Raw genomic sequence first — 14,112 nt, 5'->3', positions numbered from 1 at the left:
TGTCGAACTTACCTCACTTTTAAAAATAGATATAAAATACACAAATAATTTTATCTCAGTCTTCACAATAATTTTTGTTAAAAACGTCTATAACTGCTCCTATTGTTCCCTGTTAGAGTTAAATTTGACTCTAGAATAATAGCCAAGTCTTGGTTAGTATCAATAGAGATAACTTGAGTTTCACCCCCTCCAATAAGTCCGGTCTCTGGTAAGCCCCACCCAGCTAGGGTTCCTACCGCAGCACCTGCTAAGACTTCTAAGGCATCAATGCGACGATCACCAGTAGTTCCAGCAATAATAGCAGCAGCAGCAGAACCTGCCAAAGTTCCCCCTAAAATTTCCTCCACACTTGCACCTTCATTAATAGTTTCTGTCCGAGTCACGACCCTAGAACTTGCATAAAGAGGATACCGTTGATTGTCAATGATAATTTCTCGTGTAACAAACTGCGCTCCTCCATTAGCTGGTTGTATGAAGCCCATAACTTTACTACCTATCGGAACTAAAAAATTACCGTAGCGATCCTTAACATTAGCCGCAGTTTCTAGGGTTATCTCAAGACTTTCTTCGTTAGTGACAAGAATTTTTTTAACATCTTGGTGTCGGAGGGGAATTCGAGTCCCAAGAGGAATTATTACATCATCAGAAATGGTACCAGGGTTATTGTTATTTTCTGGAGAAAATAGTTGAGCTGCTGCCGGTTTTAAGAAATAGATGGGAGTTACTGCCGTTATTACAATTAATAACGAGATTGCTGTAGCTATCCCAGATTTACCATAACCTAAGTCAGACATGATCTTAAATCTCCTTACGACTCCCGTGTAATACATAGAGTAATTTCTTATCTATACTTCGATTTTATCTTCCCTAACTAGGGAATGTCAGTCCCAAATAATGAACAATTCTTTTTTTGCCTAAGTAGAAAAAAGTGGAATTTTTTTGTATTAAAGCCAATATGTTTTCCCCTCAAGTAATTTATTATAATTTTTATTAAGAGTTAAATATTTACTATTGATTTAGTAAATCAAACTGATAGACCAATTCAAATAGAAATGATTTTATAAATTACAAATTTTTTACTCATTTGAAATAACAACTTTAGGCATCAAAACCTGATAATCATCAAATTTTACTATATTTCCTATGCCCAATAATCTTTCTTTTGGTTGATACACTCTAACAACTCCGGAAACAGATAATGTCCGTAAATCTTGAACAATTTTTTGTCCTTGAAGCCAACGTTTTCCGTCCGTTTCTGACAAAAGGATTTGATTTAAATGTTGCAAGGCAATATTTGCCGAAATTAAGCTAAAATTTCCCTGTTCAATTTCTGTTTTTAATTGTCCTAAGGTAATACTTTCAGATAACTTCATACCACAACTTTCAGTACGAGTTAACCTAGCTAAAGTTCCCCCTAAATTAAGCATAGTTCCCAAATCGCGAGCGATCGCTCGAATATAAGTCCCTGGACCACAAACAATATCAACTTCTAATTCGGTAAATTCCCCAATGTACCAACCAACTAAGTTGATTTGCTCAATATAAACTTTTCTTACCGGAATATCTACTGTTTTTCCTTGTCTTGCTAGATTATATAACCGTTTACCATCACGTTGAATGGCACTATAAATAGGAGGAGTCTGTTGAATAGTTCCAATAAACTGATGGAGTAGGGGCTCAACTTGTTCTAAGGTTAACATAGAAGCAGATTGAGACTTAACTATCTCTCCTTGGAGGTCATCAGTGATTGTCTGCACTCCCAGGCGAATCAGGGCACGGTAAGTTTTATTTTTTGGGAGAAATTGTAACAAACGAGTGGCTTTCCCCACAGCAATAGGTAGAACTCCCATTGCTAAAGGATCCAGGGTTCCACCGTGACCAACCTTCCTGAGGTTAAGAATTTTTCTAACCCTGTCTACACAATCATGAGACGTAATTTTTGAGGGTTTATTTAAGGCGATAAATCCAAACATTTGCTCCTACAAAAGTTTAGTTTTGTTATTATAATCTTAGAAGTTACAGAGTCTTTTTGAAAACCAGTGACAGCGATTTTAAATTCCAATAATAACACAACATTAACTCAACAATGGCACGCTCTCGACATTATTTGGAAAGGTGGTCAAGAACAAGTTAAACAGGGACTTCCCCATCATCAATTGTCTCCTGTCTGGCAGATTCTGTTGTTAGGGGATGGTTCTCTAACTCGTCATTTTCAATTACTTACGACAGAAAACACAGAGATTGATCTCATCGACATGTCCTTGATTGATAGGAATGGAGATGGCGCTCCGGCACAGATTGAAAATGTCCTTGAACCTCGTTTTCGACGACAGGTTTGGCTACGAACAGCATCAGGACAAAGATTAGCCTATGCTACTTCTTGGTGGAATGCAAATCATATAGATAAATATTTACAGAATCGCTCCCTACCCATTTGGGAGAGTCTTTCACAATTAAATACAGAATTGTACCGTGATATTCAAGAGATTTATCATGGGAATTCCTCTGCTTTAGAAGAGGCGTTTGGAGAAAAAGGACCTTTTTGGGGTAGACATTATTTGTTTTGGCATAATCGTAAACCTTTAACTCTGATTTATGAGGTGTTTTCTCCCTATTTACGCAAGTATTTGGGGCCGATCAGTTAAAACCACTTCCAAATTAGTAAATCTGTCTTGAGCCTATATTTTAATCTTTCAATTTTCTTTTTTACCATTGCTACGGGCAAATAACCGTAAGCAACTTGATCGCAAATAAAATCCATTAGTGATTCCAAAAGTCTTGCAAGAAAAGACAGTAGCTTGATATGTTTCAATTAACTTTTTAACTAAATCAAAATCTTTTATATCGGTATGAATTTTCAGAAAAATATAAGCCACCCTTCGGAGGTAATAACGATATATATACCCCCAATCTTATTAAGATAAGTCTAGCAAAACTTTATAATATGAGCAATTACAGTAAATGTCGCTAACGATATATCTTATCTACATTTAAAGCATCTAGTGTTGCATATTTAAGAATAACAGGCGGACAAATTAAAATTGTGTACTTAATTTTTTTACTCCTGCTAAAAGACGTTTAAAAATCAATATATAACCAATACATAAACCAGAAAACCCATATATCTTAGAAAGACTATATAGGAAAATCGTATTAGGTTTACCACTAAATAATTGACCCAGGGAAAAATATTTAACCTTATTGTAGGTACAATATTCATAGGCTTCATCAAAAATATAATAAAGTCAAAAGAAAAGACTTTATTATATTTCCTTAAGACTGACTTATGACAAACGGCTCCAGCTAGAATTGTTAGGAAAAATAGTAATAAAAGTTGAGCAGTTTTATTAAAAATTGCTTTTTTGATAGTATCAAGACAAAACTGACAAGAGTTATAATTGGCTACTAACACAGAATGACAGCTAGCCATCATGATTGCAGTTTCATGTTTAAAACAATAAGGCATATTGAGAATAATTTTATCTCCGCCTTGAGTGGATGCAAAAATAGCATTAATAAATGCCATGTTTTCCCCAGGCGTTAAAATTATAGATTGTAACTTGTGAGAAATAAAACAATGATTTTATGCATTTAACATTCTTATACTTATGGTTATCATGATTTTTAATAAACTCACTAATTTTAATTTTTGCCTCTAGAGGAGTGCAATAATCAACAACTTATTGCACTAAAGAAGTTGTTCCAGAATTATATTGAATTAATTTTCTAATAGTGAGTATAATGGGAGACTGTATCGTCATCCTAGAGAAGGAACATCGATTAGCCATAGAAGATATCTATTTCGAGGTATTTGTTGTTTATTTTTTGTCTGTTATTTTTACATAACAATATAACTATTCTCTAAATTCAATTGATGATATTTTTTATTTTTTAGGGAAAAGACATAGTAATTCTTATAAAAAATTATATTTTTTATTTAAAAAATATAATCCACATAATATATTTTATAAGTAATAGTTTCTCCTTCAAAAGGAGAAACTACTTAACTCTTTATCGAATAATTGATAAAGAGTTAAGTAGTTTTTGACAATAAATGATAATCTTGATCGTATTTTTTCAAGGTATCGAGTCAAGTATGAACTAGAAGTTCTGTTTCTTAAGCTAATGCCTTATATGAAAGACTCTAAAGCACAGCTCTTACTTTAATAAAAAATTTAAATTTAGTCAAGTTTTTAATTTAAAAGTCTCTTTAGACTGGCAACACTTTAGAATTTAAATATTAGGATTAATAGAGTTTAAATAGGAGATATATCCCCAATAATAATTGTCAGTCTCATTTGAAAATGGTTCCTGTTATTTTGCCAATACCTGTTCATAAATAGAGACTATATAACTAATCTAAAGAGTTTAGAGAAGAACAGCAATTTAATTTAGTTTGCAGATATCTTCTCCTGATTTATATTAATATAGGATTAGTTAATAAAGTTATAGTCAACAGACTTTCTATATAGTTATAGGATACTTTCCATAGTTTTATAGTAAATTGTAGAATTGACAATCTTGTTAAAAGAAAGTTTGATAAATTATAGGTTGTCATAATATAAATATATGGTGCTATAAAATGAGTTAAAAATATACTTCAGCATGTAAAATATTGACAGCATTGGATAAGTTTTGTCATCTATTGTCCTAATACTAACTATAATAAATAGTTTCAATATATTAAAACTTCTAAAACTACACCATCATTGTGAAAGCTTTTGTTTTAAACATTCTAACGAAGCCCAACGATTATCAATGGGGGATGGATTTTGAGCACAATCATAAATAGGTTGCTGACAGTTCTTTCCACATAACCGTCTAAGAGGCATTGCTAATGATAATTGTTCATAAAGCCAGGTTTCAGAATTAAGATGTCCATCAGGGGAAAGGGTTTCCGATAAATCCTCAGAAGAAACTTTTCTTTCTTGGGGAATTTCAGGCAAACTTAGGTTTTTATCTAGCCAGATAATTTCCGAAGTGTCGACAACAATACGATGATTATACTGTTGCACGCAACGATCGCAGATCAACGTAATAATGGTTTCCCCCTTTACTTTCATAGCTAGGAATGTTCCCCCATGACGAATGCTCAGGGTCCCGCGAAAAGGCATCAAAGTATCTAAGCCAGGGATAAAATCATCAATAAGAATAGTTTGGGTTCTCTCGACAAGTTGAAGTAAATGAGGAATGTAGAGGGATTGCATCGTATCACGCCTCCTATCCGTAACTATCATTGGCTAATCTCATTGTACTAAGTTTCATACTAAAGGCGAAAAGTGAAAAGTCCAAGTAACCTAAAGTTTAGTTTAATTCAAGGTTCAACAGACTTAAACAAAATCAGTTAATATACTTTTCCAAAAAAATTAATATATTCCATAAAAATTAATATATTCCATTCATCTAAAAAAGATAAAATAGCTACAAATACAAGAAATACCGCCAGTTGTTTTTTATCTTGAATGACTGGTAATTTTAGTTTTTTTAGACTAAGTCTGATGAATGCGCAGCTAATAACTTCAACGACTGTTACTCCAAATGTATTCTATCACTGCGAAAACTTGACTTTGATCAAAATCAAGGTTTTAAAATCCTGTAAATCTTGCAGAGCAAGAATTTCAGCTTTTATGATGAAGATTTTGTCATAGCTAGTCTAGAAGAGCTGTGATTCCTGACTATCAATAGTATAACTTCTCAAATTCATAAGCTACTCATAGCCAAAACTGTATGCTTCACCACCAGCATGGGAATTGCGATAAATTACTTACCCATGCCTAACTGTTGAGCTTTTTGGTATATTTTTCCTTCCGTTAATAACGACGGCGCAATGACAACTTCAACCTGTTGCATATCTTTGATAGTTTTTGCTCCTAAAATTCCCATACTGGTTTTGAGTGCACCTAATAAGTTGTGGGTTCCATCGTCTAACCGAGCAGGTCCGGTGAGAATTTCCTTGATTGTTCCAGTAGTTCCCACATCAATCCTAGTTCCCCTCGGTAATACTGGAGAAGGAGTCGCCATACCCCAATGATATCCACGTCCGGGGGCTTCTATAGATCGAGCAATTGGGGAGCCAATCATCACCGCATCGGCCCCACAGGCGACACATTTACACATATCTCCCCCTGTCACAACCCCCCCATCGGCAATTACAGGAATGTAGTGTCCAGTTTCTTGGTAATACTCATCGCGTGCCGCGGCACAGTTAGCTACAGCAGTTGCTTGAGGAACTCCTACCCCTAATACGCCACGAGAGGTACAAGCAGCCCCAGGTCCTATGCCTACTAAAACACTCGCTGCCCCGACTTTCATCAGACTTAATGCAACTTCGTAGGTAACACAGTTGCCCAAAACCACGGGCATAGGCATTTCGTGGCAAAATTGCCTTAGGTTCAGGGAACTGATTGATTTAGGGGAGGAAAAGTGTTCGATAGAAACCACCGTAGCTTGAACAAACAATAAATCTGCTCCTGCTTCGGCCACAATTTGACCATATTGAGAAGCTCCGGCTGGAGTCAGACTTACTGCTGCAATACCCCCTTGGTTTTTAATATCAGTGATACGCCTCCGAATCAATTCCGGTTCAATAGATTTGGCATATAGTTCTTGTATTAACCCCACAAATTCTGATTTCCCGACTGATGCAATGCGATCAAGAATAGGGTTAGGATTTTCATAACGAGTTTGTATCCCTTCTAAGTTTAGAACTCCCATAGCGCCTAACTCGGATAGCAATACCGCCATTTTGACATCAACGACGCCATCCATTGCACTGGCGATAATAGGTATGTTCCTTTCAATGCCACCAACAGTCCACTTAGTCTGTGTTAAACTCGGATCTAGAGTCCGGTTTCCAGGAACAAGAGCGATTTCATCTATCCCGTAGGCTCGTCGGGCAGTTTTGCCTCGACCTATCACTGTATCCACAAATTTGTATCCCGTTCCCTATAAGTATTAGTTTAGACTATCAAATTTTGAGTAGTTTAGGAATCGGGTTTTCAGAATTGTTTGAATAATTCCCGGAAGTATCCGAGCGAGGACAAGTAAAAAAGTAATAGAGTCAATGAAATTAAACAAAAATATTGAGCATAGACACTACCTGAATTTTCTTCTAGTCAAGAAGTTTTACGTAAAGATTATCAAAGTCAGAGATAATGATATTTTATAATTTTTGCCTTTGTTTGTAAGTAGCAATAAATATTCTCTATACTGATATCAAAAATAATTTTCTTAATTCTGAAACAGCTAATTGTATGATGGAAGTCTTAGTTAAGTTATCTCTTTACTTTTTTAGAAAAAGCTTATTGATGTTGAAATAGAAATATAGTTCTTATAGACTAAGGATAATTATTATTGACTAACAGACTAATAATGATATTATTCTGAACTATATGTCATAATGACGCAAATAGATGTTTATTTATTTTTCTGAACTACCCCAACTTTCTGATTTCGCCTCAATACTGCTCCAGCGAAGGGGATAAAATTATTATGCATGATTTTTGGATTGATATCTAAAAACAAAAAATGGTTATACAGTTCCTGATGATAAACTGAATTTAAAGTATTGGTAGTAAATTGTGACGAATTAGAACTCATAAACAAAACTAGACTTAATATATCCGTTACTAGCTTTGGTTAATTAAATAGCAATAAAGATATAAAATCAAAAAAAACTCAATTTTTACCTATTGTTTATTGCCTTTTCCAAATCCATTAAATCTGAATAAAGGATTAGGGTAAACATAAAATCATACAGACAGTCGATACAATAACCTCGGTTTATTCTATCTACTCTACAAAAACACTTATGCCACGCCGCAACGACTTAAAAAAAATCCTAATTTTAGGTGCAGGACCCATTGTTATTGGACAAGCTTGCGAATTCGACTATTCTGGGACTCAAGCTTGTAAAGCATTGCGAGAAGAAGGATATGAAATTGTATTGGTCAACTCTAACCCTGCATCCATTATGACCGATCCTGAAATGGCTAATCGTACTTATATCGAACCCCTAACTCCCTATATGGTAGAAAAAGTCATTGCCAAAGAACGTCCTGATGCGTTATTGCCGACAATGGGAGGTCAAACTGCTCTTAATGTGACGGTGTCTCTAGCCAAAACTGGAGCTTTGGATAGATATAATGTGGAATTGATCGGTGCGAAACTGCCAGCTATTGAAATGGCAGAAGATCGGGAGTTATTTAAAAAAGCGATGGTAAAAATTGGGGTTCCTGTTTGTCCTTCGGGTATTGCCAGTACCCTCAAACAAGCACAGGTAATTAGTCAAAAAATTGGACCTTATCCCTTGATAATACGCCCTGCATTCACTCTGGGAGGAACGGGAGGAGGTATTGCTTATAATCAAGAAGAATTTGAAGAAATGGTGCAATTTGGGATTAATACGTCTCCTGTTTCTCAAATCTTAATTGAAAAATCCTTGTTGGGATGGAAAGAATATGAATTGGAAGTGATGAGGGACTTAGCTGATAATGTGGTCGTTATCTGTTCAATCGAAAACTTTGACCCTATGGGAATCCATACAGGGGACTCTATAACAGTAGCGCCTGCACAGACGTTAACTGACAAGGAATATCAACGGTTGAGAGATTATTCTCAAGCAATTATCCGCCAGATTGGCGTAGAAACGGGAGGGTCTAATATCCAATTTTCTGTTAACCCTGTCAATGGAGATGTGATTGTCATTGAAATGAATCCCCGTGTATCACGATCATCTGCATTAGCATCGAAAGCAACAGGGTATCCCATTGCTAAAATTGCCGCTAAATTAGCAGTGGGATACACTCTCAATGAAATAAACAACGACATCACTAAACAAACTCCCGCATCTTTTGAACCGAGTATTGACTATGTGGTGACGAAAATACCCCGTTTTACATTTGAAAAATTCCATGGTTCCCAACCCATTCTAACTACCGAAATGAAGTCTGTAGGAGAAGTAATGGCTATAGGACGAACTTTTCAAGAGTCTTTTCAAAAAGCCTTACGAGCACTAGAAACAGGACGATATGGCTTTGGCTGCGACCGCAAAGAAACTTTACCCACTCTATCCCAAGTTCGCGCAAATCTACGAACCCCCAACCCTGATCGTGTTTATAGTATACATCATGCGTTGCAACTGGGGATAACCGTAGACGAAATTCACGAATTGACTGCCATTGATATCTGGTTTTTGGATAAGTTACAAGACCTCAGTGAAAGCGAAAAATTCCTCAAACAAACTCCCTTAACTAGCATTACGACAAAAAAAATGCGGTTGATTAAACAACAAGGGTTTAGCGATCACCAAATTGCTTTTGCCACGAAAACTAATGAAGATGAGGTCAGAAGCTATCGCAAGAGTTTAGGCATCATTCCGGTATACAAAGTTGTAGATACTTGCGCGACAGAATTTGAAGCCTTTACTCCCTATTTCTATTCCACTTATGAACCTTTGGAAACAGAAGTAACTCCTAGTGAGAAACAGAAAGTCATGATCTTGGGGGGAGGTCCTAACCGTATTGGACAAGGAATTGAATTTGACTATTGTTGCTGTCATGCCTCCTTTTCCCTCAGCAATGCAGGATTTGAAACCATTATGGTGAATTCTAACCCTGAAACTGTTTCTACCGACTACGATACAAGCGATAGATTGTATTTCGAACCCATAACTAAAGAAGATGTTTTGAACGTCATCGAAGCTGAGAACCCTGTGGGGATTATTGTTCAGTTTGGAGGTCAAACTCCCCTGAAATTGGCAGTCCCCTTGCAAGCATACCTCGATAGTCCCGATTGCCCTGTCCAAACCAAAGTTTGGGGAACCTCTCCCGATGCAATCGATACTACAGAAGACCGAGAGCGCTTTGAAAAGATATTACATGATATTGACATTAAACAACCTCCTAACGGAATTTCTCGCAGTTATGAAGAATCATTAGTTATCTCTTCTCGTATTGGTTATCCTGTCGTTGTACGTCCTTCCTATGTGTTGGGAGGAAGGGCCATGGAAATTGTCTATTCCGACGAAGAATTAGAACGTTACATGACATACGCTGTACAAGTAGAACCTAATCATCCTATTCTAATTGATAAGTTTCTTGAAAATGCGATCGAAGTTGATGTTGATGCTTTATGTGATATAACCGGAAATGTGGTTATTGGCGGCATTATGGAACATATTGAACAAGCAGGTGTCCACTCTGGAGACTCAGCTTGTTCTCTTCCTTTTACCACCCTTTCTGCAACAGTTATTGATACTATTAGAATTTGGACAACTAACTTAGCAAATAGGTTAAAAGTTATTGGGTTAATGAACATTCAATATGCTATTCAGGGGAAAACTGTTTACATTTTAGAAGCAAATCTTCGTGCCTCTCGCACCGTTCCCTATGTGTCTAAAGCAACGGGAAGACCTTTGGCTAAAATTGCTTCTTTACTTATGTCAGGAAAAACTTTAGAAGAGTTAAAAATAACTGAGGAATTTGTTCCCCGTCATATTGCTGTTAAAGAAGTAGTTTTTCCTTTCCAAAAATTTCCAGAAACTGATACTTTATTAGGACCAGAAATGCGTTCTACTGGGGAAGTAATGGGAATAGATGATGACTTTGGCAAAGCTTTTGCTAAAGCAGAAATTGCTGCTGGAGTTGAATTGGCTACGACCGGAACGGTCTTTGTTTCCACGAGTAATCGAGATAAAGTTTCGACAGTTTCAGTCGTTAAAGACCTAGTTTCTTTGGGATTTAAAATAATCGCAACTTCAGGAACTCAAAAAGTCTTATCTGATCATGGAATTGAAGATGTAGAAGTTGTGGGTAAAGTCCATGAAGGCGGTCCTAATATAATAGATTGGATCAAAAATAAACAGATTCAATTTATTATTAATACTCCCAGTGGTGAAGAATCTCAAGTGGATGGCCGCTTAATTCGTCGCACTGCCTTGGATTATAAATTACCGGTTATGACAACAATAGCAGGGGCAAAAGCAACTGTTGCAGCTATTCGAGCTTTACAAACCCAGCCTCTAGAAGTTAGGGCGCTACAGGACTATTTTTTGTAAATCATCAGGTGGGAAACACCCACCCAGCTTAACATAATAAAGAGGCAGAATCTCCTGAGATGAGTTGTTTATCAATTAAATTACTTGAGATTCTAGAGATATATTCTCTACAATAGTCTATGGGAATAGAATTTTGTCTACTCTAAATTTTAGTCAGACTAACTGTATAATTATATCATTATATTTATACTTAATTTTTCCGTAAAATAAGTTAAAAAGTAATCTTAATCAAAACTAACGTTAAGTTAAACTGAATTTGCCCAATCTTTTACCCAATTTAAAATTTGATGAACTTGTTTATTGGTTATTGATTCACAATATAACCGTAATACTGGTTCAGTCCCACTAAAGCGAATCAATAACCAACTTCCATCAGCTAAGCGATGTTTATAACCATCTTTTCTCGAACAATTTAATACTTTTTGTCCAGCAATTTGGGTCAATGGTTCTTGTTGCAATTTTTCTATTAGTTTTGCCCGAATTTCTATATTAGCTAAAGGTAAATCAAGACGCTCATAAACATTATAAAAACCGGTTTTATCTTGTAAATAAGCGTAATATTGACCTAAATCTTGGCTACTTTCTACCATAGCTTCTAAGACATATAAAGCTGATAATAAAGCATCTCGTTCAGGAATGTGAGTTCCATAACCAATTCCCCCAGATTCTTCTCCACCAATCAAGGTATTAGTAGTTAACATCCGATCCGCAATATATTTATAACCAATAGGAGTTTCATAAAATGAAAGATTATAAATTTTTGCTAGACGAGAAGTTAAATCCGAACCACTTACAGTTTTAATAATTTCCCCTGTAAAGCCCTTACGTTTGGACAAATGATCAATCAAAATAGGAATTAAAACTTGAGAACTTAGAAAATTTCCTTGTCCATCTACTGCAGCAATGCGATCACCATCTCCATCAAAAACTAAACCAACTTTTAATCTATTGTCTCCCTGACAGGCTGAGGTTTTGATAGCATTAAATAACTTTGACAAATAACGAGGTAAAGGTTCAGGCGCACCTCCTTCAAATAAGGTATCGCGATCACCGTTAATCTCTTCAATAGCACAGCTTAATAATCGTTTTAAGCCTGTTGCAGCAGCCCCGTGCATCACATCAACAAACACCTTTAATTTGCCCGATAAAATAGCCTCACGAATTGTTTTGATATTAACTTTTTGTTGTAACTCATAACAGTAACTTTCCCAAGGATCAAAATAAGTTAAGGTTCCTGATTGAGAATTAAAAATAGGAGTATTAAGCAGTAAAGTTTCAATTTGTTGGGTTATTTCCCGAGAAACTGAGCCACCAAACGCTCCTTTTACTTTTAGTCCTAGATATTTAGCGGGGTTGTGACTTGCGGTTAAGACAATAGCACCTAAGGCATTTTGTTGTTTGGCTGCCCAACTAAAGGCGGGAGTAGGGGCATAAGATTGGGATAATATCACATCAAATCCCGCTTCTTGTATCGCTTCAGCGGCAACTTGAGCAAACTCTTCGGCTAAAAATCGACGATCATATCCCACAACCACTTGGCGTGTTCTATCAGGGGTTCCATAATTATCAGCTAAGATTTTAGCTGCGAGGGGGGCTAACAAAGCGACTCGTTCAAAAGTAAACTCGGCAGCAATAACACCACGCCAGCCATCGGTGCCAAATTTAATCGGATTAACAGGAAATAGCATAGTGAAAAACCTTCAACAAATATTGACTCTTTTTCAGATTAGCTTCTTAAGTTCTCTTTGAGAACAGTTTGAGGAAGTATTTTATATATAAATTAATAATATTTACTTTTTAAAAGTCGAGTTTTGATTTATTTTTTGCTACGTTTATTTATTTTATTATTGTCTTTATTTTTTTATAGTAAATGTTTTTATAGATCTATATCATAATATTAATTATACTTACCAATATTTAGCTTGTAAAAAATATTTTTAAAAAATAAATTTAAAAACATAAACTTATTTTACTGTCTCTTGATTTTACTTAAAATAAAACTATAGATTTTCGCTTATTATATCTATTAAATAGAATAAGACTACCGCATAATTATTTTACTTATTTAATAATAGTAATTTTATAAAATGTTAATTGTTTATCTTCTGAGATATTTTAATAATTAATATACTTTTTTTTGATAACCTGTTGGTATATGATATTTTCTTATATTACTTATAATAATATTTACGATATTAACTTTTGAGATAAATAAAAATATTTTTTATATTATTTTTAGCATATATTTTATTCATAAAAAATAGCTATTAATAAATAAAGGTTATACGTTAATATAATAGCAGTGTTTTTCATGAAATCTTTTAGTGATGATAGTAATATTTTTCAGTTACATCCAGATTATATTTAGACTAACAAGATAGCAATTATCTCTTTTTGAGCTGTCGATATTAATTACTTAAATAATATGGTTAAGTAATAGACTATATAGTTAATTTATTAAATAATTAAATTTAATTATTGTATTTTTTGTATTGTTTGTTGATGACATAGTTTGTGTTTATCTATCAAAAAAAATATTTAATGTGTAGATATACGATAAATAATCTAGAGTAGCTATAAATTTTTTTAAATAATTTATGGCTACTCTAGTAATAATCTTTTATCACCAACAAAGGTAACACCATCATTACCATGAACTAAAGGACAGAAAGGAAGTTAATTTTTGCCTGTCAAATTTAACTTATTATCAATGATTTTAAGATTATCAATCAAGGATTTTTTAAACTGGGTGTGACTAACTAGTAATAACTGAATTCTTAAGTATGACGATTGTTAAAAACACTGCTATTATTCTTAATATATAAGTCGAAATATGACAATGTTGACGATTATATAAAAGAATAACCCTCAATAATCAAGACCACCACTTTTCGTCAAATTCATGTTTTACGAAAAGGGAGGAAAGGAGAACAGCAGCTCCATGCTAGAAGCCATATTTACTGATATCTGGCGCTATGGATATGAAATCTAATCTCGATCCTACCGAAGTATTTTGTGATCTAAATTACTCCTCTCAAAGATTTGAACAGTAGCTA

The 14,112-nt window shown here is 34.8% G+C and carries 8 protein-coding genes; 2 read left to right on the top strand and 6 right to left on the bottom strand.

From position 1 onward, the window contains the following. Positions 1–77: 77 nt before the first annotated feature. Together ETSB_RS08315 and truB are read right to left on the bottom strand one after the other, a co-directional pair. Positions 78–794: a hypothetical protein gene (locus tag ETSB_RS08315; RefSeq protein WP_044107397.1), complete on the bottom strand. Its 717-nt coding sequence runs from the start codon at positions 792–794 to the stop codon at positions 78–80. Between the two features lie 282 nt (positions 795–1,076). Next, a complete protein-coding gene (gene truB, locus ETSB_RS08310) occupies positions 1,077–1,973 on the bottom strand; it encodes a tRNA pseudouridine(55) synthase TruB (protein ID WP_044107396.1) in 897 nt (298 codons plus the stop codon). Between the two features lie 66 nt (positions 1,974–2,039). Here truB and ETSB_RS08305 point away from each other — a divergent pair, with 66 nt between their 5' ends. Further along, positions 2,040–2,645, top strand: coding sequence for a chorismate lyase (locus ETSB_RS08305; RefSeq protein WP_044107394.1), 606 nt, complete (start codon positions 2,040–2,042; stop codon positions 2,643–2,645). 390 nt (positions 2,646–3,035) lie between these two features. On the opposite strand, the gene ETSB_RS10955 is transcribed toward ETSB_RS08305, so the two are convergent. The 3 genes from ETSB_RS10955 to ETSB_RS08290 all read right to left on the bottom strand — a co-directional run bounded on the left by ETSB_RS10955 (position 3,036) and on the right by ETSB_RS08290 (position 6,927). Then, positions 3,036–3,236, bottom strand: coding sequence for an aminotransferase class I/II-fold pyridoxal phosphate-dependent enzyme (locus tag ETSB_RS10955; RefSeq protein WP_145972293.1), 201 nt, complete (start codon positions 3,234–3,236; stop codon positions 3,036–3,038). 1,470 nt (positions 3,237–4,706) lie between these two features. Further along, positions 4,707–5,207, bottom strand: a complete 501-nt coding sequence (locus ETSB_RS08295) for a YceD family protein (RefSeq protein ID WP_044107393.1) — start codon at positions 5,205–5,207, stop codon at positions 4,707–4,709. Positions 5,208–5,760: 553 nt separating this feature from the next. After that, positions 5,761–6,927 carry a GuaB3 family IMP dehydrogenase-related protein gene (locus ETSB_RS08290; RefSeq protein ID WP_044107391.1) on the bottom strand — a complete coding sequence of 389 codons (1,167 nt, stop codon included), beginning with the start codon at positions 6,925–6,927 and terminating at the stop codon, positions 5,761–5,763. Positions 6,928–7,810: 883 nt separating this feature from the next. Between ETSB_RS08290 and carB the strand changes: the two genes are divergently transcribed. Then, positions 7,811–11,056 carry a carbamoyl-phosphate synthase large subunit gene (gene carB, locus ETSB_RS08285; protein WP_044107390.1) on the top strand — a complete coding sequence of 1,082 codons (3,246 nt, stop codon included), beginning with the start codon at positions 7,811–7,813 and terminating at the stop codon, positions 11,054–11,056. Positions 11,057–11,301: 245 nt separating this feature from the next. Here carB and ETSB_RS08280 read toward each other — a convergent pair whose 3' ends face one another. Continuing rightward, positions 11,302–12,744 (bottom strand): phosphoglucomutase/phosphomannomutase family protein, encoded by a 1,443-nt coding sequence (locus ETSB_RS08280; protein ID WP_044107389.1) that lies wholly within the window; start codon positions 12,742–12,744, stop codon positions 11,302–11,304. Between the last annotated feature and the right edge of the window lie 1,368 nt (positions 12,745–14,112).

This window comes from cyanobacterium endosymbiont of Epithemia turgida isolate EtSB Lake Yunoko (genome assembly GCF_000829235.1).
Lineage (GTDB): Bacteria > Cyanobacteriota > Cyanobacteriia > Cyanobacteriales > Microcystaceae > Rippkaea.
The sequence above is the reverse complement of the archived record's forward strand: the minus strand, read 5'-3'. Positions and strand labels throughout refer to the sequence as shown.